Source organism: Aquaspirillum sp. (genome assembly GCF_055136605.1).
Window position 1 is genome coordinate 17,124 of sequence record NZ_JBSQVP010000004.1, and the last position, 20,658, is coordinate 37,781.

Annotated in this window: 16 protein-coding genes; 12 read left to right on the forward strand and 4 right to left on the reverse strand. The window is 51.6% G+C overall.

Features of this window, described 5'->3' with window-relative positions; translation table 11 throughout:
• Positions 1 to 9: 9 nt before the first annotated feature.
• Positions 10 to 3,813 (forward strand): translocation/assembly module TamB domain-containing protein, encoded by a 3,804-nt coding sequence (locus tag ACTBZS_RS01520; RefSeq protein ID WP_463043100.1) that lies wholly within the window; start codon positions 10 to 12, stop codon positions 3,811 to 3,813.
• Here the strand turns inward: ACTBZS_RS01520 and ACTBZS_RS01525 are convergent.
• Positions 3,810 to 5,192 (reverse strand): N-acetylmuramoyl-L-alanine amidase, encoded by a 1,383-nt coding sequence (locus tag ACTBZS_RS01525; protein ID WP_460431221.1) that lies wholly within the window; start codon positions 5,190 to 5,192, stop codon positions 3,810 to 3,812. The genes ACTBZS_RS01520 and ACTBZS_RS01525 overlap by 4 nt on opposite strands.
• Positions 5,168 to 5,641 (reverse strand): tRNA (adenosine(37)-N6)-threonylcarbamoyltransferase complex ATPase subunit type 1 TsaE, encoded by a 474-nt coding sequence (tsaE, locus tag ACTBZS_RS01530; RefSeq protein WP_463043081.1) that lies wholly within the window; start codon positions 5,639 to 5,641, stop codon positions 5,168 to 5,170. The genes ACTBZS_RS01525 and tsaE overlap by 25 nt, the downstream gene beginning before the upstream one ends.
• A gap of 36 nt (positions 5,642 to 5,677) precedes the next feature.
• Here tsaE and queG point away from each other — a divergent pair, with 36 nt between their 5' ends.
• Positions 5,678 to 6,733 carry a tRNA epoxyqueuosine(34) reductase QueG gene (gene queG, locus ACTBZS_RS01535; protein WP_463043082.1) on the forward strand — a complete coding sequence of 352 codons (1,056 nt, stop codon included), beginning with the start codon at positions 5,678 to 5,680 and terminating at the stop codon, positions 6,731 to 6,733.
• Between the two features lie 50 nt (positions 6,734 to 6,783).
• Positions 6,784 to 7,599 carry a glutamate racemase gene (murI, locus tag ACTBZS_RS01540; RefSeq protein WP_463043083.1) on the forward strand — a complete coding sequence of 272 codons (816 nt, stop codon included), beginning with the start codon at positions 6,784 to 6,786 and terminating at the stop codon, positions 7,597 to 7,599.
• Here murI and ACTBZS_RS01545 read toward each other — a convergent pair.
• Together ACTBZS_RS01545 and ACTBZS_RS01550 are read right to left on the reverse strand one after the other, a co-directional pair.
• Complete coding sequence (locus ACTBZS_RS01545) at positions 7,561 to 7,998, reverse strand: GNAT family N-acetyltransferase (protein ID WP_463043084.1); 438 nt, start codon at positions 7,996 to 7,998, stop codon at positions 7,561 to 7,563. The two genes, murI and ACTBZS_RS01545, sit on opposite strands and share 39 nt — an antisense overlap.
• Before the next feature lie 5 nt (positions 7,999 to 8,003).
• Entirely contained in the window at positions 8,004 to 8,420 is a 417-nt protein-coding gene (locus ACTBZS_RS01550; protein ID WP_022652912.1) for a MaoC family dehydratase, read from the reverse strand.
• Positions 8,421 to 8,559: 139 nt separating this feature from the next.
• Here ACTBZS_RS01550 and ACTBZS_RS01555 point away from each other — a divergent pair, with 139 nt between their 5' ends.
• The 9 genes from ACTBZS_RS01555 to greA all read left to right on the forward strand — a co-directional run bounded on the left by ACTBZS_RS01555 (position 8,560) and on the right by greA (position 20,612).
• On the forward strand, positions 8,560 to 10,191 hold the full coding sequence (locus ACTBZS_RS01555; protein ID WP_463043085.1) for a methyl-accepting chemotaxis protein: 1,632 nt from the start codon (positions 8,560 to 8,562) through the stop codon (positions 10,189 to 10,191).
• Between the two features lie 295 nt (positions 10,192 to 10,486).
• The gene (locus ACTBZS_RS01560; RefSeq protein WP_022652914.1) at positions 10,487 to 11,236 is read left to right on the forward strand and encodes an electron transfer flavoprotein subunit beta/FixA family protein; all 750 of its coding nucleotides are present in this window, start codon (positions 10,487 to 10,489) and stop codon (positions 11,234 to 11,236) included.
• A gap of 3 nt (positions 11,237 to 11,239) precedes the next feature.
• Positions 11,240 to 12,181, forward strand: a complete 942-nt coding sequence (locus tag ACTBZS_RS01565) for an electron transfer flavoprotein subunit alpha/FixB family protein (protein WP_460431143.1) — start codon at positions 11,240 to 11,242, stop codon at positions 12,179 to 12,181.
• Positions 12,182 to 12,291: 110 nt separating this feature from the next.
• Complete coding sequence (locus ACTBZS_RS01570; RefSeq protein WP_463043086.1) at positions 12,292 to 14,085, forward strand: acyl-CoA dehydrogenase C-terminal domain-containing protein; 1,794 nt, start codon at positions 12,292 to 12,294, stop codon at positions 14,083 to 14,085.
• An 84-nt stretch (positions 14,086 to 14,169) separates the two neighbouring features.
• Positions 14,170 to 14,607 carry an acyl-CoA thioesterase gene (locus ACTBZS_RS01575; protein WP_463043087.1) on the forward strand — a complete coding sequence of 146 codons (438 nt, stop codon included), beginning with the start codon at positions 14,170 to 14,172 and terminating at the stop codon, positions 14,605 to 14,607.
• Between the two features lie 310 nt (positions 14,608 to 14,917).
• The gene (gene carA, locus ACTBZS_RS01580) at positions 14,918 to 16,048 is read left to right on the forward strand and encodes a glutamine-hydrolyzing carbamoyl-phosphate synthase small subunit (RefSeq protein ID WP_463043089.1); all 1,131 of its coding nucleotides are present in this window, start codon (positions 14,918 to 14,920) and stop codon (positions 16,046 to 16,048) included.
• Positions 16,049 to 16,077: 29 nt separating this feature from the next.
• A complete protein-coding gene (gene leuE, locus ACTBZS_RS01585; protein ID WP_022652919.1) occupies positions 16,078 to 16,728 on the forward strand; it encodes a leucine efflux protein LeuE in 651 nt (216 codons plus the stop codon).
• A gap of 74 nt (positions 16,729 to 16,802) precedes the next feature.
• A complete protein-coding gene (gene carB, locus ACTBZS_RS01590) occupies positions 16,803 to 20,003 on the forward strand; it encodes a carbamoyl-phosphate synthase large subunit (RefSeq protein ID WP_022652920.1) in 3,201 nt (1,066 codons plus the stop codon).
• Between the two features lie 132 nt (positions 20,004 to 20,135).
• On the forward strand, positions 20,136 to 20,612 hold the full coding sequence (gene greA, locus ACTBZS_RS01595; protein ID WP_022652921.1) for a transcription elongation factor GreA: 477 nt from the start codon (positions 20,136 to 20,138) through the stop codon (positions 20,610 to 20,612).
• Positions 20,613 to 20,658: the final 46 nt, after the last annotated feature.

Consider the following 20,658-nt stretch of genomic DNA (forward strand, 5'->3'; position numbering starts at 1 on the left):
TTCTTGCTTGTGCTTGCTGGCCTGTTATGGCTATTAGGCTTATTGAGCAGCGAGGGGGGCAGCCGGTGGGCGGTCGATCAACTCAATCATTGGGGGCAAGGCGTTGTTGCCATCGCCGATAGTCAAGGCATTGTGACCCAAAAATGGCAGGCGCAGGGCATTGTCCTGACGTTACCGACTATGCAAGTGCGCTTGTCTCAACTGCGCTGGGATTGGAACTTCCCCGCCTTATGGCAAGGTCAACTGCATTGGCGGCAGTTCCAACTTGGGCAGCTTCATATTACCAGCCAAGGAGATGATTCTCCGCTACAAGTCCCAGCAGATTTACAACTGCCGTTAGCGGTGGCTGTGGATCGTTTTGAACTGGGGGCGCTGTTATGGGGCTCAGAACAGACGCTGTTTATGCAGCAAGTGGCGTTACGTTTTGACAGCGATGGCCGGCAACATCAATTACAACTGCAACAACTCGATAGTCCGCTGCTTCTTGCACAGGCCCAAGGCCGTATGCGCCTTGATGGCAAAGCGCCATTTCCACTACAAGCTGATATCGATTTTCAAGCAGGACAAGCCACTGCCCACGGCACGCTTGCATTGCGTGGTCAGTTAGCACGTCTTGGTGTGACTTTGCAGGCGCGCCACGCCACTGATTTCAATAGCCATCTTCAACTCACTGCCTTTCCTTTTGCAGCAACACCGTGGCAAAAAATCGCTTGGTTACAAGGTCATGTGCGGCAGTTTAATCCACAACAGTGGTTGCCCACTTTACCGGCCGGACAATGGCAAGCCGAATTTCGGGCACAGGGTGACCAACAGGCGATGCAAGGCGAATTTTGGTTAGACAATCAACAACCTGCGAAGTGGGGAAATGGCTTCCCTGTTCGTCAGGTGGTGGCGAAATGGCAATGGCGCGAACCAAAACTGATCGTTGACCACTTAGAGATTGATACCCTCGGTGGGCAGTTACAGGCCGCAATGGAAGTCAGTGCCGAGCACTTGCAAGCACAGTTACAGACCACGCACCCCTTACAACTCGCTCAATTGGCCCCTGAATTACCACCGCTACAACCGGTATTGGATTGGAAACTGGCTGGCCCGTGGCAAGCACTGCTATTACAGGCGAATATCACTGAACAACAACGTCGTCTGACCGTGGCGGCCGAGTTGGTCGGTGATCCGCGTGGCACCTTGGCTTTACACGCGGTCAAACTGTCGCAATTGCGGTTGCAAGATGGGGCTGGTTCATTACAGGCCGCCGGTGCGTGGCAAGCCGCCACGAGACAACAGCCGGCGAAACTATCACTGACCGGTGAACTGCAAGGCTTGAATCCAGCGCACTATCATCCGGACTGGCCGCAGGGCAAACTGGGCTTATCGTTTACCGCTGAAGGGCAATGGCAAGCTGAATGGTTAGGCAAACTGCAATTTGTCATGTTGCCGAGCCAACTGCAACAACAGCCCTTGCAAGGTGAAGGCAAGTTGCAGTGGCAAGCCGAACGCTTACAAGTGCCACAGTTATCGCTGCGTTTGGGCAGTAATCAGCTGTCGCTAGCCGGTGCCTTTGGGCAGGTGGGTGATCGGTTGACGGCACAAATTCACGCACCTAACTTGGCGCAGTTGGGGGGCGATTTCAGCGGGCAGGTACAGGCTAAAGCACAATTCGCCGGCCGTTTTACGGCACCAGAAGTCCAGTTTGAATTACAGGCCAAACAAGTGGTCTGGCCACAATGGTTGAGTTTGGCAGAGGCTGAAGGGCGTGGTGAGCTGCAATTGGCCGCTGCCAGCCCATTTAAAATCAATTTGGCCCTGCGCCAATTGCGTCTACCCCGTCAAAACATAGCGGTATCTCAGCTGTCGTTACAAGGGCAGGGGCAACGCCAACACCATCAGCTGCAGTTACAGATGACCGCTGACATCGCTGGGCAAGCAGTACAAAATCAACTGCGGTGGCAAGGTGGGTTTCAAGAACATGATGTGACGTGGCGTGGTACATGGCAGCAATGGCAACAACAAGCGGGTGCCTATTCCGTCACGTTAATGGCACCGACGGCATTGATGGTGTCCCCCTCGGCAATTTCGTTAGAAAACGCACGTTTTAAGCTGGCACAAGGTGAAATTGCCCTACAGCAGCTGCAATGGCGACCACAAGCATGGCAAAGCCGAGGCTGGGCAAAAGGGGTGGTGCCGACCTTGTGGCTACCGGCAACGTGGCTACAACAACCTGATTGGCATCTAGAAAGTCAGCTACAACTGGCTGCGGAATGGAATGTGCAACATCAAGCAGGGGAATGGCAGGGGCAGGTGAATCTGCAGCGAGAACAGGGTGACATGACTGTTATTCCCCAACACACCGCCAGTCAGCCTTTGCCATTACAACTGCGACAAGCGACATTACAAGCGGTGTTTGCCCAACAACAGCTCACCCTGCGGACACACTGGCAAAGCGTTGCCGGACAATTGACCGCATCGGTGCAACTGCCGTTGCGACAAGGACAGCTTCGCCCAGACAGCCCATTACAAGGCCAAGTGCAATGGCAATTGGCGGATTTAGCGCCGATTAGCTATGCACTATGGCCACAAGGAAAAGCCAGCGGTCAATTCGCTGCGGCTTTGACGTTGACAGGCAGCTGGCAACGCCCGTTGTGGCAAGGTCAACTGTCTGGTGATCGTTTGGCGATACAAGCCGAGCAATATGGGATTGCGTGGCAACAGGGTCAGCTCCGCGCCCAAATGCGTGATAACCGCTTGCAAATTGATACCCTGAGTTTTCAAGGTCAACAAGGCAGTTTGCGTTTACAAAATGGCCAATTTGATCTCCTAACCTCTCCTATCCGTGGTCGGGCTGAGTTGGTGTTAGACCAGTTATTGCTACGCCAAACCCCCTCGCGTGAGCTGGTGGTCTCTGGACAAACACAGGCAACAGTGGATGCTTCGGGGATTCAGTTGTTGGGGAAATTGGTGGTGGTACGGGGGATGATGGATGTGCCAGAGGGGGATGCGCCACAATTGGCCTCTGATGTGGTGGTGAAAGGGCGCCCCCGTCCCTTGCCTGCGCCGCCGGCCGCGTTGCCGTTACAAGTGCAGTTAACAATCAGCCTACCGGAGGAAGCGTTGCGCGTGCGGGGGCGTGGCGTGGATGCGTGGTTATCTGGTGAATTGTTATTAAAAGCGCCCCCCAAGCAAGCGCCACAGCTAAGCGGCGTCATTCGAGTCGATCGCGGTAAATTTACCGCTTATGGGCAGGAATTAGCCATTGAGCGCGGTGAAGTTACGTTCCAAGGGTTGGCGGATAATCCGGCGTTGGATATTGTCGCTATGCGCCGTGGCTTGGCTGTGGAGGCTGGGGTGGCTATCACTGGCTCGGCATTGCAACCAAAAGCGCGTTTGGTATCAGAGCCTACGGTGCCCGATGCACAAAAGCTGTCGTGGTTGATTTTGGGACGAGATAGTTTTGCCGGTGGCAGTAGTGGCGATGTTGGGCTATTACTTGCCGCCGGCAGTGCGCTGCTGTCAGATCGCGATGCGGTTTCTGTGCAACAACGTATTGCTGATACCTTGGGTTTAGATGAATTGTCGATTCGGCAAGTCAAAGGCACTCAAGCACAAAGCCCACAACAACAGCTGCTCTCGGTTGGTAAGCGTTTATCCGATGCGCTCTCAATTAGCTATCAACAAAGTTTGTCCGGCACCACACAGCTGATGTTAATTAGCTACCGATTGTCGAAGCATTGGTCGTTGATTGGCCGCACGGGGTCGGAAAATGCAGTTGATATTTTCTATTCCCTGCCATTTGATCGACCCCCTGCTCGACCCTAACTGCGTGCGACAATCGGGCCGCGATTGGTATAGGACTTAATGCCTTGTAGCATGGCATCGGCAATACGCTCTTGATGGGCGCGGTTGACCAGTTTAGCTTCTTCGTCTGGATTACTGATAAACGCAGTTTCAACCAAAATCGAAGGAATATCAGGGGCTTTTAGCACCGCGAATCCTGCTTGTTCGACCTGATTTTTGTGTAAGCGGTTGATGCCCCCGAGTTGTTTTAACACCGAGTTAGCTAAACGCACGCTGTCATTGATGGTTGCGGTTTGTGTCAGGTCTAACAGCGTGTGTGCCAGATATTTATCTTTGGTGTTGATTTTCACCCCACCCACCAAATCGGCATCGTTCTGTGTTTGTGCCAACCATTTGGCAGCGGTACTGGTGGCGCCTTTCTCGGACAAGGTAAAGACAGATGAGCCGCGTGCACTCGGTTGAATAAAAGCATCAGCATGGACCGAAATAAATAAATCAGCGCGGACTTGTCGCGCTTTCGCCACGCGAACCCCAAGAGGAATGAAGATATCTGCATCGCGGGTGAGATAGGCACGCATACCCGGCATGGCATCAATGCGTTTTTTCAACAAACGCGAAATCGCCAATACCACATCTTTTTCTCGCGTTCCGGATGGCCCAATCGCGCCCGGATCTTCTCCACCGTGACCGGGATCGATCATGACGGTAAAAGGGCGTGTTCCACGGCTGTTATTTTTACTCGGTTTGTCATCATCGTCTTGATCGCGTTTGCTATCTCGACGCGGCTTATCGTTTTTATCTGTTTTCGCTGTCTTGTCTGGTTCTGTTTGGTCAGACTTATCGCTTTTACTATCACGTTCCGCTTTTTTCTGATGCTTGTCGGCCTGACTTTGTGCGCTCTTATCGTCTTTGTCTAAGTCACCTTTGTTGAATTCGTTGAGGAGTGCCAGCAATGGGTCATCGCTGTGGGTCGGGTAGAGATCGATCACCAGTCGATGTCGATATTCAGCTACCGGCGGTAGTGTAAAGACCTGTGGACTGACTTCATTTTTGAGGTCGAGCACGATGCGGACGGTGGTTGGTGTAAATTGACCTGCCCGTGCAGCGCGGATAAAAGGATCATCCACCACTTGCCCATTGAGTGCCCGCAACATCGCGTTTAACTGCACCCCTTCCACATCCACGACCAACCGTTCGGGGTCTTTAATGGTGAAATACTTGAACTTGAGGGAATTGGAGGCTTCGAGGGTGACGCGAGTATAGGTGTCGGAAGGCCATGTTCGTACCGCAATAATCTCACTGGCCGCCGCAAAACCCACTCGCGATACGGTGAGCAATAAACCAGCTGCACCCGCTTGTAACAAACGGCGGCGGTTTAGATCGATAGCGTGTTCAGACATATGCGTCCCGTATCTGTATGAGAAAAAAGCTGCAACACCCGACCATGATTGTGGACTGCAAGCGCCAGCGTCAGATCGGGTGGTGGGGTTAAACCAGCGGCCTTGTCGGGCCATTCAATCAAGACCAACGATTGTGGATGAAAATATTCATCAAACCCCGCTTCAAACCACTCATCGGGGTCGGCAAAACGATAGAGGTCGAAATGATACACTTCTGCTTTTGCCAAAGAATAGGGCTCAACGAGGGTGTAAGTTGGGCTTTTTACTCGGCCTTGATGACCCAATCCCCGTAGCAAACCACGGCTGAGGGTGGTTTTCCCTGCGCCCAAGTCACCTTGTAGATAGACGGTCATACCGGGCTGCAAACACTGTGCCAGTGCGTGGCCTGCGGCCAATGTAGCCTCTTCATCGGGTAAATCAATCGTCAGGCTGTCAAAAGAATAGGTCATAAATGGTAAAGAATTTATCAAATAGCGGTGCCGCAAGTGGTTGATTATCGCGGATTTCTTGAGCAAATCAAAGTCTGGGCCGATGTGCTAGGGTTTTCTGGATTGTCGGTCAGTGCAGCTCATATCTCACCTGCAGCGGTTGCCCGTTTGCAAGCATGGCTGGCTGAGGGCTGTCATGGTGAGATGGGATATTTACAACATCATGCCCATTTACGCGCCGACCCTACGTTATTGGTCGAGGGCGCGGTCAGTATTTTGTCTCTGCGGATGCCTTATTTACCTCATTCGCCTGCCGAAGCACAACAAGCCCTTGCCCAATCTCAGCAAGGGTATATTTCTCGTTATGCCTTAGGACGCGATTATCACAAAGTGTTGCGGCAACGCTTACAAAAATTGGCAACCCAGATGACCGACTATCTTGGGCCATTTGGTTATCGTGTCTTCACTGACAGTGCGCCGCTGATGGAGGTTGAATTAGCACAGGCGGGGGGACTTGGTTGGCGCGGTAAACACACTTTATTGCTGGATGGCCGTGAGGGGTCGTTTTTCTTTCTGGGTGAGATAGTGACAGATTTGCCCTTGCCGACAACGGAACCCGTGCCGGCGCACTGTGGGCGTTGTCGTCGTTGTTTAGATGCCTGTCCGACGGGGGCAATTGTAGAGCCGTATAAGGTCGATGCTCGGCTGTGTGTGTCTTATCTAACGATTGAACACCGTGGCCCAATCCCAGACAAGCTGCGCCCTTTATTGGGGAATCGCATTTATGGCTGTGATGATTGCCAGTTGGTGTGCCCGTGGAATCGCTTTGCCCAACTGAGCCCCCTCACTGATTTTGCAACGCGTCACCAGCTCGATCAATTAACGCTGGTTGAACTTTTCCATTGGACTGAAGCCGAGTTTGCCCAAAGAATGGCAGGCAGCGCCATTTACCGGATCGGTTTTGAGCAATGGTCGCGTAATATTGCCGTTGCTTTGGGGAATGCACCCACTCAGCCTGATGTGATTCAGGCTTTACAGCAGCGGGCGGCGGATGCTTCCGAGTTAGTGCGGGAGCATGTCGGGTGGGCGTTGGCACAACATGGCGTGGTATGATGCCTCGCACCTCAAACAGCCATTTGTTTTTTGAAAGTGAGTAAGACGGAATGAGCACAGCCGACCGGCGGCCAATAGGCGTTTTTGATTCTGGGATTGGCGGACTGACCGTGGTTCGCGCACTGATGGACCGATTGCCGTTTGAAGATATTGTCTATTTTGGTGACAGTGCTCGGGTGCCGTACGGGGTGAAGTCTGTCGCCACGATTGAAGATTTTACCCGTCAAATTGCCGAGTTTTTGCTACAGCGTGAAGTCAAAGCCTTGATTATTGCGTGCAATACGATGGCGGCGGTGGCGGTTGAGGTGGTAAAACAGGTGGCAGGTGAGGTGCCTGTGCTGGATGTGATTGATGCTGGCGCCCGTGCGGCAGCGCGGGTGACCCATTCCGGTGCGATTGGGGTGATTGCAACGCCGACAACGGTGAACAGTAACGCCTATGCACGCGCCATTCATCATCTTGATCCTGATGTGCGCGTGTATTCGCAAGCCTGTCCTTTGTTTGTACCGTTGGTGGAGGAGGGATGGTTAGATCATCCGGTAACGCGGTTGACTGCGGAAGAATATTTGAAGTCTGTCTTAGTCGAGGATGTCGATACGCTGGTGTTGGGGTGTACGCACTATCCTCTGATTAAACCGTTGTTGCAGCAAGTGTGTGGTGATGAGATGACGATTGTGGATTCTGCTGTCACCACTGCCGAAGCCACCGCCCGCCGCTTGAGCGAACTTGGTTTGCTGAATCCCCAGCGAGAGATGCCGAACTATCACTATTATGTGACAGACATTCCCTTACGCTTTCAAAGCATCGGCGAACGCTTTTTAGGTCGTTCAATTCGACAACTTGAAATGGTGCGGCTGGGGAGTTAAGAGGATTAAGACAGCTTGCGCGTGAAGTGAAACGAACTGATGACAAAGCCGTGACGGAAGTAAAGGCGGTGGGCATCGGTGCGCCAAGTGCCAGAGTCGAGTACCAATTCCCTGCGAACGGGCGGTTTCGTCGGTGACCAGATCATCGACATACAACCGTAAATTCTCGTAGGTATTCTCGTATAAACGGTACAAAGCCAAGCCTACGACCACTTCATCTTGTACCGCCACCACCATTCTTGCCCCGCCAGCAAACACCCTTTGCATTTTTTCGGCATAGGCTTCTGGCAACATCGGGCGCAGTTGGCGATGGACCGCTGCAGCACGTTCTAGCCACAGCGGTTCGAGAATCTGCCCTTGTCCATCGGTAATCGCGATGATGTGTGCAGAACTCGCCATCGTGATTAACCTTTGCTTGGTGCCATCACAACCGCTTCACCGTCGATAACCACATTGCCTTTGACGGTGCATACGGTGGACAGGGTGACACGTTTTTTCGCAGGATCCAGTGCCGTCACGGTCACTTTTGCTGTCACGGTATCACCGATACGAACAGGGGCTTTGAATTTCAGGTTTTGACCGAGGTAGATGGTGCCAGGGCCGGGCAGACGGGTGCCTAACACGGTGGAGATAAAACCTGCCGACAACATGCCGTGAGCGATACGACCTTTGAACATGGTGGTTTCTGCGTATTCGGCATTGATGTGAACAGGGTTGTCATCACCCGACACTGCAACGAACAACAGCACATCGGCTTCGGTAATGGTTTTTGCGTATTCTGCGCTTTGGCCAATGCTGAGATCTTCAAAGTAACAAGTCATTTTGTATCCTGTGCAAAACATGTTAATCAAATTGGTGCAGTGCTAGATTCTGTGCCAGTTATTGCAGAAAGGCAATTTAAGACTCTGTTAAAATCAGCACATTGTCTTAACCACCACTGCCATTGCTTTGGAGCCACCTATGCTGCACCGTATCAAAGTTGCCCACAAAATCTTTCTGATTGTGTCATTCGTTGGTGTGTTGCTGGCATTGTTATTTGCCGTGTCTTTCCTCTCTTTTTCACATCTGCGGCAAGAACTGGATGTGGTGAAAAATCAAGGTATGCCGAATGCGATGGTGGCAAAAGACATGCAAATGCAGGTGGTTCAGATGCAACAGTGGCTCACTGATATTTCTGCCACCCGTGGGCTTGATGATTTAGATGATGGCTTTCAAGAAGCCGCAGCAGCCAAAAAATTGTTTTTTCACGACCTCGAAATTCTACGCCGTCACTATCAGCAACAACATGACACCCAAGGCTTGCAACAGATTGCTGAAATTGAACAGCGTTTGGGGCAGTGGTACCAAACGGGTGAAAAAATGGCACGGGCGTATATCGCGGGTGGTCCAGAAGCGGGCAACCCGATCATGGGTGAATTCGATCAGGTGTCTACACAGCTACAAAAAGCGCTTGAGCCAGTGATTAACGGGCAAATGCAAGATGCCGGACATGATATTGATAAAAGTATTGCTGATCTTGAACGCATCCAGTGGTGGATTTTGTTGGGAATGTTATCAATCCTATTGGTGTTGATTTTTGGTGGCACGTTGTTGGCGCGTGGGGTGGCGTTGCCGTTAAATCACCTGAGTCATTTAATGACCAAGCTGATTGCAGAAAAAGATTTTTCAGTGCAATTAGACGTCAAGGGGAAAGACGAAATTGCCAATGTATCGAACTGCTTTAACCAGCTAGTGGTGATGTTGCGTGAGATGTTGCAACAGTTTACCCATGATATTCACCAACTTGACCACATGGCGGCAGAATTGGCTGAGGTGATTACAACCTCATCACGTAGCGCACAGGAAACCAGTCAATCCGCTTCGGGCATGGCGGCGGCGGTGGAACAGATGTCCTCTGGCCTGAACCAAATGCGCCAACACACAGAAGCTGCCTTGCAAGTGGTCGATGTTTCTTCCTCGCAATCGGATCAAGGCAATCGGGTGATTGGCAATGCCATTGAAGACATGCAGCGTATCACCACCGAAGTTTTTGCCGTTTCACAATCCATTCACCAGCTCAATGAACAAACCACACAAATTTCCCAGATTGTCAGTGTGATTCGGGAAGTGGCTGATCAAACGAATTTGCTGGCCCTCAATGCCGCGATTGAAGCGGCACGAGCCGGTGAGCAAGGGCGCGGCTTTGCGGTGGTGGCTGATGAGGTGCGTAAGCTGGCTGAACGTACCGCAGGGGCGACCATCGAGATTGCTGACATGATCGGTGCGATTCAATCCAGCGCGAATGTGGCGCTGGAAAAAATGGATGTGGCCGTTAACGAGGCGAACACGGGTGCGGAGTTGGCTCAACATGCCAGCGAATTTATTGCAGCGATGGGCAAAGGCTCGCATGATGTGGCCAATACGGTTCATGCACTGGCAAAAGCGATTGCTGAGCAAACCTCGGCAGGGCAGTTTATCGCCGGCCAAGTTGAGCATGTGGCACAGGCCGTCGAGGAAAACCATCTGGCGATTCAACACACCGCCCAAACTGTCCACACCCTCACCGACCTATCGCAAGACATTCGCCAGCGCGTCGCGCAATTCAGCTTATAACCATTTTTTGCTGTGCGGAATAGATGATGGCCCAGATCAGAAAATCTGTTTCGCAAAACTTAACGAGTTGTGGCCAATTGTTGCAAGAAGGGGTTCTGCTCTTGCCAAGCATAGACCAGCCGAATAACAATCGGGGCTATCGTTAAGCAGCCGTTTACACCGGCTTGTTTTCACGGTATAAGTTAAACGCTCGTTTAAGTGGGTGCGATGGGAACCTTTGCTTCCGTCGATCGCTCACAAACAAGAGCGCTGGGCTGTGGGCGCAGCCAAACAATCAGAATCGTCTTGGAGGCATATGAAAGTTCTCGTCGCTGTAAAACGCGTTGTCGATTACAACGTAAAAGTTCGGGTCAAAGCTGACGGCTCGGATGTGGATATTGCTAACGTCAAAATGTCGATGAATCCATTTGACGAAATCGCCGTTGAAGAAGCTGTGCGCTTAAAAGAAGCCGGCAAAGCAGGCGAAATCGTTGTGGTATCGATGGGACCCAAGCAATGTGAAGAAACTTTGCGTACCGCGTTGGCGATGGGTGCTGACCGTGCTGTTCACGTTGAAACCGATGCGGTGTTGGAGCCTTTAGCTGTAGCCAAGCTGTTGAAAGCGGTTGCAGAAGAAGAGCAAGCACAGCTAATCGTATTGGGTAAACAAGCGATTGACGACGATTGCAACCAAACCGGCCAAATGCTGGCAGCACTGATGAATATCGGCCAAGGCACTTTTGCCTCGAAAGTCGATCTGGCTGATGGCAGCGTCAACGTCACCCGCGAAATCGACGGTGGTTTAGAAACCGTGTCGTTGAAGTTGCCTGCTGTGGTGACGACCGACTTGCGTTTGAATGAACCACGCTATGTCAAACTGCCAAACATCATGGCAGCGAAGAAAAAACCACTGGCGAAAAAAGCCCCTGCCGATTTCGGTGTGGATATCACCCCTCGTTTAACGACTTTGAAAGTGGCCGAGCCTGCTAAACGCTCCGCTGGGATTAAAGTTGCCTCCGCTGCCGAATTGGTCGCGAAACTGAAAAACGAAGCAAAGGTGCTGTAAGCCATGGCTATTCTTGTTATTGCTGAACACGACAATGCCTCGATCAAGTCGGGCACTCTGAATACTGTGACCGCTGCCAAAAAAATCGGCGGTGACATCCACGTTTTAGTCGCAGGTGCAAATGCTGCCGCTGCTGCCGCTGCTGCCGCCAAAATTGATGGTGTGAGCAAAGTGTTGTTGGCCGATGGCGCTAACTTGGCTCATCCTTTGGCTGAAAACGTAGCGCCTGTTGTGGTTGAAGTGAGCAAAGCCGGTGGCTACAGCCATGTGCTGGCACCTGCAACCACCACAGGTAAAAACGTGTTGCCACGCGTGGCAGCACTGTTAGATGTGGCACAAATCTCTGACATTATCGCTGTCGAGGCTGCCGATACTTTCGTGCGTCCTATCTACGCCGGTAACGTCTTGGCCACAGTGAAATCTGCTGATGCCGTTAAAGTGATTACTGTCCGTACCACTGCTTTCGAAGCGGCTGGCGAGGGCGGTAACGCTGCGGTTGAAAACACAGCCGCTGGCGCTGAAGCAGGTTTGTCTAGCTTTGTTGGTGCTGAACTGACCAAGTCGGATCGTCCAGAACTGACCGCAGCAAAAGTGATTGTATCCGGTGGTCGTGCTTTAGGTTCTGCTGAACAATTCAGCGCAGTGATCGAACCTTTGGCTGATAAGTTGGGTGCTGCTGTTGGTGCGTCTCGTGCTGCTGTTGATGCGGGTTATGCACCAAACGATTACCAAGTCGGTCAAACCGGTAAAGTGGTGGCACCTCAGCTCTACTTGGCGGTGGGTATCTCCGGTGCGATTCAGCACTTGGCAGGGATGAAAGATTCCAAAATTATTGTTGCTGTCAACAAAGACGAAGAAGCCCCGATTTTCCAAGTGGCTGACTACGGCATTGTGGGCGACCTGTTCTCGGTTGTCCCTGAGTTGATGAGCGAATTGTCGAAGTAATTGTAGTCCGACTCGTCCACGACTAAGCGGTCTATCAAGCGGCCATCTGTTCCTGTTATCGGGGTGGTGGCCGTTTTTTGTATCCGGAATAAATTGAGGAGCATAAAAAAATGAGCTATCAAGTCCCTTTGAAAGAGATTCGCTTTGTAATGAATGAGCTGGCTGATCTGCCAGCCGTATGTACTTTGCCCGGTTATGAAGACTGCAACGTCGAGTTGGTGGATGCCATCACCGAAGAAGCAGCGAAATTTGCCGAAGGCGTGTTGGCACCCATCAACTGGGCGGGTGACAAAGGCAATAAGTGGGAAAACTATACCGTTACCACCGCCGAAGGGTTTAAAGAAGCCTATCAACAGTTCCAAGAATCTGGCTGGGTGGGGTTGCGTGCACCGGCTGAATTTGGTGGCCAAGGTCTGCCAGCATTGGTGGCGATGGCAACTGAAGAAATGTGGTGTGCTTCCAACTTATCGTTCTCGTTGGCACCTCTGCTGACTTTGGGCGCAATCGAAGCGCTGAATCATCATGCTTCTGAAGAATTAAAAGCTGTCTATCTGCCTAAAATGTGTGAAGGCGTATGGACTGGCACCATGAACTTAACCGAACCACAAGCGGGTTCGGATTTAGCACAAATCCGCTCAAAAGCCGTGCCTCATCCTAGTGGTGATGGTTCGTATCTGGTTACCGGCCAAAAAATCTTTATCACTTGGGGTGAGCATGATATGGCCGAGAACATCATTCACTTGGTGTTAGCGCGTCTGCCAGATGCACCGGCTGGGGTGAAAGGGATTTCCCTGTTTGTGGTGCCAAAATACTTGGTCAATGCCGATGGTAGCTTAGGGGCGCGTAACGATGCCCGCTGTGTGTCGATTGAACACAAATTAGGCATTCACGGTAGCCCAACTGCGGTGATGAGTTTTGGCGATGAAGGCGGTGCCGTGGGTTATCTGGTGGGCGAAGCCAATAAAGGCTTGGGCTATATGTTCACCATGATGAACCATGCGCGCTTGGGTGTGGGTGTGGAAGGGATGGCGATTTCCGACCGTGCTTATCAAAAAGCGGTTGAGTATGCGCGTGACCGTGTGCAGTCGCGTGAATTAGGTTCAAGCGATCCAAACGGTGTTGCCATCATCCGTCATCCTGATGTGCGTCGGATGTTGATGACCATGCGTTCACAAATCGAGGCACAACGTGCGTTGTCGTATTACACCGCTACTGCCCTCGACCGCGCAGCAACCCATCCTAATCCAGAAGAAAAAGCCCGTAATCAAGCCTTGGTCAACTTCTTGATTCCAATTGTGAAAGGTTGGAACACCGAGCAAGCCAACGAAATCACCTCCCTCGGGGTGCAAGTGCATGGCGGTATGGGCTTTATCGAAGAAACCGGCGCAGCACAATACTATCGTGATGCACGGATTACTGCGATTTACGAAGGCACCACCGGTATTCAAGCCCTCGACTTGATTGGCCGTAAAACCTTTAGCGAAAACGGTGCGACAGCGCGTGCTGTGTTGGCTGAAGTGCAAGTGGTGGCGGATAAATTGGCTGACTTGGGCGAGGCTTTCGTACAAACTCGTCGTAACCTTGAAGCAGGTATTCAAGCTGCTGGTGAGTGTGTGGAATTTATCTTGGCAAAATTTGGCAACGAACCTCGCCTGCCTGCGGCCGGTGCCGTGCCCTTCTTGAAGCTGATGGGGATTTTGTTAGGCGGCTGGCAAATGGGCCGGGCAGCGTTGATTGCACAGGCGAAGTTGGCAGAAGACGGTGCGGATGCTGAATTCTTGTCGGCTAAGTTGGTGACTGCACGTTTCTACGGTGAACATCTGTTGCCACAAATCGCTGGTTTGGCTCCTGCCATCCTGCAAGGTGCAGAATCGGTGATGGCTTTGGATGAAGCATTGTTCTAAGCCGATGTGAGTATTACCGTAACACCTAAGGGGACTCGCGTAGTCCCCTTTTCTTTTAAAAAAATTACAGCGAGGAAATGAGACATGGATAAGCATTATCCGGAGATTGGCCGCGAAACAATCACCATGCGTTGGGGTGATATGGATGCGGTTGGGCATTTAAATAACACCTATTATTTTCGCTATTTAGAGCAGGTGCGGATTAACTGGTTAGATCGTATGGGGTTGTCGATTAACCCTGAATCCACTGGCCCAGTGATTGCTCATACTGGCTGCACGTTCAAACGTGAATTGACCTATCCCGCAACAGTGGAGGTCACCATTGAGGTGGAAAAATTAGGCCGTTCTAGCTTAAAGCTGCGCCATCACTTTTACCGCCAAGGCGATCCTGAGACGGTCTATGCGATTGGCGAAGCCACTTTGGTATGGGTGAACTATCAAACGGGGCAATCTATCCCGTTGCCCGAGGTGATCCGAACACAGGTTGAAGCGGCATTGGCCGCAGCAGAAAACCAATCCTAAATGTTAAACAACCGCCGCAGGGTGTTGATAAAAATTGGCAAAACCCGCTAAAAGCCGATGGCAACGCCTTTTAGCCGGTTAGATGATGGGATTGATTTTTTTCGATCAACCGTGTGTTGACTGCACTCGGCGAGATTCTCCGCAAAACATTGCGTCGGCAAACCGCCATCGTGCCTAATTTGCGCAACACCCCGCCTAGCGGCTATAATTAAAGGGTTTAAGAAAACGGGACGGGCGAATGCGCCTTGTCCCGTTCTTCATATCTATCGCTTGTATTTTCCGCTTTCGCCATACCTACCAGGAGCAACTCGTGACCCAGACTCCCGCCCTTCTTGCGCTCGCCGACGGAACCCTTTTCCGTGGCGTGTCGATCGGCGCGACCGGCCACACTGTCGGTGAAGTGGTGTTTAACACTGCTATCACCGGTTATCAGGAAATCCTGACCGATCCGTCCTATACCCGACAACTCGTGACTTTGACCTACCCACATATTGGTAATGTGGGTGCTAATGCTGAAGATGCGGAATCCAACGGTGTGTTTGCCGCTGGTTTGATTATCCGCAATCTGCCCTTGCTGCATTCGAATTTCCGCGCTGAAGAATCACTCTCCGCCTATCTCGTTCGCAATCAAACTGTCGCCATCGCTGATATCGACACCCGTAAACTCACCCGCTTATTGCGTGAAAAAGGCGCTCAAGCCGGTTGTATCATGGCAGGTGAGATTGACGAAGCAAAAGCTGTTGAACTGGCTCGTGGCTTTGGTTCGATGGCGGGGCAAGATTTGGCGCAAGTGGTGAGCTGTACCGAACCTTATCCTTGGAACACTACCGAATGGAAACTGGGTCAAGGTTATGGCCAAACCACCGACACCCCTTTCCATGTAGTTGCCTACGATTTTGGTGTCAAACACAATATCTTGCGCATGTTGGCAGAACGCGGTTGTCGTCTCACTGTCGTGCCAGCTAAAACCTCGGCGCAAGAGGTGCTCGCCTTAAACCCTGATGGTGTGTTCTTGTCTAACGGCCCGGGCGATCCCGAACCGTGTGACTACGCGATTACTGCTATCCAACAACTGTTAGCAACCAATCTGCCGATCTTCGGTATTTGTTTGGGGCATCAACTGTTGGGCTTGGCCAGCGGTGGCAAAACCAGCAAGATGAAATTTGGTCATCACGGTGCCAACCACCCTGTGCAAGATTTAGACAGTGGTCGGGTGATGATTACCAGCCAAAACCACGGCTTCCAAGTGGACGAAACCAGCTTGCCGGCGAATGTCCGCGTCACCCATCGCAGTTTGTTTGACCACACTGTGCAAGGGATTGCTTTAACTGATAAGCCTGCGTTCAGCTTCCAAGGCCATCCTGAGGCCAGCCCTGGCCCCCATGATGTTGCCTACCTGTTTGACCGTTTCATCAATAACATGAAACAGGCGCGTGGCTAAAGCGCAGCCATTTTGCAGGAACAGGAACCATGTTTGGCATTACTGATTTGACCACTTACGTTCTCGGCACGCTCTTTATTGTGTTGTTGCCGGGGCCCAATTCGATTTATGTGCTGTCTGTCGCAGCACGACGTGGTGTGCGCCCTGCTTATGCTGGGGCGTGTGGCGTATTTACAGGTGATGCCATTCTGATGTTGTTATCCGCGACGGGGGTGGCGGCGGTATTGAAGACCGTGCCGGGGCTGTTCTTTGTGCTGAAATATATCGGCGCGGCCTACCTCGCATGGATTGGGCTCAATATGCTCTACTCGGCTTGGAAAAACTGGCGCACGCCTGCTGCCGACAAGCCCGCTGTGGCAGAGCCCAAACTGGATGCGAGCCATCCTTTCCGGCGCGCATTAGTCATCAGCCTGTTAAATCCAAAAGCGATTTTGTTTTTTGTGTCTTTCTTTATTCAGTTTGTTGACCCAACGTATCCCTACCCTGCGCTGACTTTTTTGATGTTGGGTAGCATTGTGCAGCTGTGTAGCTTCACCTACCTAAGCATCATTATTTTTGTGGGCGCCCGTTTGGCCGCGAGTTTCCGCCGTCATCGCAAATTGGCGGTGTCGATGGCAGGGGGTGTTGGGGCAATGTTTATTGGCTTTGGTGCCAAACTGGCGACGGCTAGCCTAAATTAAGACACACACCGACACGGCGTCGCCGTTGTCGGTTCCACTTTCAAAGATTCTGTCATTCTACGAGAACTGAGTCCATGCCAAAACGCACCGACCTCAAGAGTATCCTGATTATCGGCGCCGGCCCCATTGTGATTGGGCAGGCGTGTGAGTTCGATTATTCCGGCGCCCAAGCTTGCAAGGCCTTGCGAGAAGAAGGCTATCGCGTCATTTTGGTCAACTCAAATCCAGCCACGATCATGACCGATCCTGATATGGCTGACGTGACCTATATCGAACCGATTACTTGGCAGATGGTAGAAAAAATCATCGCCAAAGAACGCCCAGATGCCATCTTGCCGACGATGGGTGGGCAAACTGCATTGAACTGTGCCCTCGATTTAAGCCGTCATGGTGTATTGGAAAAATACAAAGTTGAGTTGATTGGCGCGACAGAAGACGCCATCGATAAAGCAGAAGATCGCGGTCGCTTTAAAGAAGCGATGGAAAAAATTGGGTTGTCTTGCCCTAAATCGTTTGTGTGCCACACGATGGAACAAGCCCTCGATGCACAAGTGCAAGTGGGTTTCCCAACCTTAATTCGTCCTTCGTTCACCATGGGCGGTTCTGGTGGTGGTATCGCGTATAACAAAGAAGAATTCTTGGCGATTTGTGAGCGTGGTTTCGAAGCCTCGCCGACTCATGAGCTGTTGATTGAACAATCGGTACTCGGTTGGAAAGAGTACGAAATGGAAGTGGTGCGTGATCGTAACGATAACTGCATCATTATCTGTTCAATTGAAAACTTCGACCCAATGGGGGTGCATACCGGTGATTCGATCACTGTCGCACCAGCACAAACGCTGACCGATAAAGAATACCAAATCATGCGGAATGCCAGCTTGGCGGTGTTGCGTGAAATTGGTGTCGATACCGGTGGTTCAAATGTGCAATTTGCGGTGAATCCTGATAACGGTGAAATGATCGTGATCGAGATGAACCCACGGGTCTCGCGTTCTTCGGCGTTGGCGTCGAAAGCTACCGGTTTCCCGATTGCTAAAGTGGCGGCAAAATTGGCCGTGGGGTATACCCTCGATGAACTGAAAAACGACATTACTGGTGGTGCCACACCAGCGTCGTTTGAGCCTTCTATCGATTATGTTGTAACCAAAATTCCACGTTTTGCGTTCGAAAAATTCCCACAAGCGGATGACCGTTTGACCACCCAAATGAAATCGGTTGGTGAAGTGATGGCGATGGGCCGTACTTTGCAAGAATCGATGCAAAAAGCGTTGCGTGGTTTGGAAACCGGTTTATGTGGATTTGATGAGCGGACACAAGATCTCGATGTGATCCGTCACGAAGTCGGCTCTGCTGGCCCTGAGCGGATTTTGTATGTAGCAGATGCGTTCCGTGCCGGTTTGTCACGTGATGAAGTGTTCGATATTTCCAAAATCGACCCTTGGTTCTTGGCACAAATTGAAGACATCGTTGCCGAAGAGCAAACCTTAAAAGGTCGCACGGTGGAATCGCTGGCCGCAGACGAATTGCGCCGTTTGAAGCGTAAAGGTTTCTCCGACCGCCGTTTGGCCGCCTTATTGGGTACCGATCAAGGTGCCGTGCGTGCTCACCGTTGGGCATTGAATGTACGCCCAGTGTATAAGCGCGTTGATACCTGCGCCGCTGAATTTGCAACCAACACCGCCTATATGTATTCCACTTATGAAGAAGAGTGTGAATCACAGCCAAGCGATCGACAAAAAGTGATTGTCTTGGGTGGCGGGCCTAACCGCATTGGCCAAGGGATTGAGTTTGACTATTGCTGCGTTCATGCGGCATTGGCGCTGCGTGAGTCGGGTTTTGAAACCATCATGGTGAACTGCAACCCTGAAACGGTGTCAACCGACTACGATACCTCCGACCGTCTCTACTTCGAACCGCTGACGCTAGAAGATGTGTTGGAAATTGTGAACGTGGAAAAGCCGTTCGGCGTGATCGTGCAATACGGTGGTCAAACCCCGTTGAAACTGGCCCGTGCCTTGGAGGCGAACGGGGTGCCAATCATCGGTACTACGCCAGACATGATTGATTGTGCAGAAGACCGCGAGCGTTTCCAAAAATTACTGGCCGAGTTGAATCTGAAACAGCCACCTAATCGGACGGCCCGTACGCCAGCAGAAGCCATCCAATTGGCTGCTGAAATTGGCTATCCGTTGGTGGTGCGTCCTTCGTATGTATTGGGTGGTCGGGCAATGGAAATTGTCCACGAACAGGCCGACCTCGAACGCTATATGCGTGAAGCGGTGAAAGTATCGAATGACAGCCCAGTGTTGCTCGATCGCTTCTTAAATGATGCGATTGAAGTGGATGTCGATGCTATCAGTGATGGTCAGCGTGTCATCATCGGCGGCATTATGCAACACATCGAACAAGCCGGTGTGCACTCTGGCGACTCGGCATGTTCGCTGCCGCCATACAGCTTACCAATGGAAATTCAAGATGAGATTCGCCGCCAAACGGTAGCGATGGCCAAAGCCTTGAATGTGGTTGGTTTGATGAATGTGCAGTTTGCGGTACAAGGTTCGACTATATATGTGTTGGAGGTGAATCCTCGTGCTTCGCGGACGGTGCCGTTTGTGTCGAAAGTGACCACGCAGCCATTGGCTAAAATTGCTGCCCGTTGCATGGCTGGTCTGTCCTTAGATCAGCAAAATGTTGCTGGTGAGGTGATTCCACCTTATTACGCTGTTAAAGAAGCGGTTTTCCCTTTCATTAAATTCCCCGGCGTTGATACCATTCTGGGGCCAGAAATGAAATCGACCGGTGAAGTGATGGGCGTGGGCAAAACCTTTGCTGAAGCTTATGTCAAAGCGCAAATGGGAGCCGGTGAGCGTTTGCCAAAACAGGGTACTGTGTTCTTGTCGGTGCGGGATTCTGACAAAGCAGGGGTGGCGGATGTGGCACGCGAGCTGTTGGCGCTGGGTTTTGATTTGGCGGCAACGCGTGGTACAGCGCAAGCCATTACCCAAGCTGGTTTAGCGGTGAAACAAGTCAATAAAGTGGCCGAAGGCCGCCCACATATCGTGGATATGATTAAAAACGGTGATATCCGTTTGGTCATCAATACCGTTGACGAAAAACGCCAAGCCATCCACGACAGCCACTCAATCCGTCGTTCTGCCCTGCAAATGCGCTTGCCGATGTATACCACTTTGGCCGGTGCCAAAGCGGTGTGTATTGGGATGCAGCACTTGGATGAGTTGGACGTGTATAGCTTACAAGACCTTGCCCGCCTCTAAACACTTTGCCATTCGGCATTTTCCGGCTACAATCGCCGGCAATGTCTAGAACCCGTTGAGCCGCCGTGACTTTCACGGCGGCTCACGTTTTTATTAAAGCAGTTGAACAAGCTGCTGTTGGAGAATGACACCATGATCAAAGTCCCCCTGACCGTGGTCGGTGCCGAGATGCTCAAAGCCGAATTGCAGCGATTGAAAAGCGTCGAGCGCCCCAGTGTAATTGCTGCGATTGCTGAAGCACGCAGTCACGGTGATTTGTCTGAAAATGCGGAATATGACGCAGCAAAAGAGCGTCAAGGGTTTGTTGAAGGCCGGATTGCGGAAATTGAAGCAAAACTGTCCAATGCACAAATTATCGATCCCAAAACCATCGAGGCTGAGGGGCGTATCGTATTTGGTGCGACGGTTGAGCTGATGGATTTAGAAACCGAGGAAACGGTGCGTTATCAAATTGTCGGTGATGATGAAGCGGATATCAAAGTTCGCAAAGTCTCGGTGAATTCACCGATTGCACGTGCGTTGATCGGTAAAGAATCTGGCGATATTGCCGAGGTGCAGGCCCCCGGTGGTGTGCGCGAATATGAAGTGCTCGACGTGCAATATCTGTGATGGATGCGGTGTGAGTTGGACTGAGCAGAAAAATAAGGCGAGCTAA

What these genes read in the sequence shown, in the direction of transcription:
- ACTBZS_RS01525 (WP_460431221.1), bottom strand. Translation starts at nt 5,192, where the DNA reads ATGTCTGAACACGCTATCGATCTAAACCGCCGCCGTTTGTTACAAGCG.
- tsaE (WP_463043081.1), bottom strand. Translation starts at nt 5,641, where the DNA reads ATGACCTATTCTTTTGACAGCCTGACGATTGATTTACCCGATGAAGAG.
- murI (WP_463043083.1), top strand. Translation starts at nt 6,784, where the DNA reads ATGAGCACAGCCGACCGGCGGCCAATAGGCGTTTTTGATTCTGGGATT.
- ACTBZS_RS01545 (WP_463043084.1), bottom strand. Translation starts at nt 7,998, where the DNA reads ATGGCGAGTTCTGCACACATCATCGCGATTACCGATGGACAAGGGCAG.
- ACTBZS_RS01550 (WP_022652912.1), bottom strand. Translation starts at nt 8,420, where the DNA reads ATGACTTGTTACTTTGAAGATCTCAGCATTGGCCAAAGCGCAGAATAC.
- ACTBZS_RS01555 (WP_463043085.1), top strand. Translation starts at nt 8,560, where the DNA reads ATGCTGCACCGTATCAAAGTTGCCCACAAAATCTTTCTGATTGTGTCA.
- ACTBZS_RS01560 (WP_022652914.1), top strand. Translation starts at nt 10,487, where the DNA reads ATGAAAGTTCTCGTCGCTGTAAAACGCGTTGTCGATTACAACGTAAAA.
- ACTBZS_RS01565 (WP_460431143.1), top strand. Translation starts at nt 11,240, where the DNA reads ATGGCTATTCTTGTTATTGCTGAACACGACAATGCCTCGATCAAGTCG.
- ACTBZS_RS01570 (WP_463043086.1), top strand. Translation starts at nt 12,292, where the DNA reads ATGAGCTATCAAGTCCCTTTGAAAGAGATTCGCTTTGTAATGAATGAG.
- ACTBZS_RS01575 (WP_463043087.1), top strand. Translation starts at nt 14,170, where the DNA reads ATGGATAAGCATTATCCGGAGATTGGCCGCGAAACAATCACCATGCGT.
- leuE (WP_022652919.1), top strand. Translation starts at nt 16,078, where the DNA reads ATGTTTGGCATTACTGATTTGACCACTTACGTTCTCGGCACGCTCTTT.
- carB (WP_022652920.1), top strand. Translation starts at nt 16,803, where the DNA reads ATGCCAAAACGCACCGACCTCAAGAGTATCCTGATTATCGGCGCCGGC.
- greA (WP_022652921.1), top strand. Translation starts at nt 20,136, where the DNA reads ATGATCAAAGTCCCCCTGACCGTGGTCGGTGCCGAGATGCTCAAAGCC.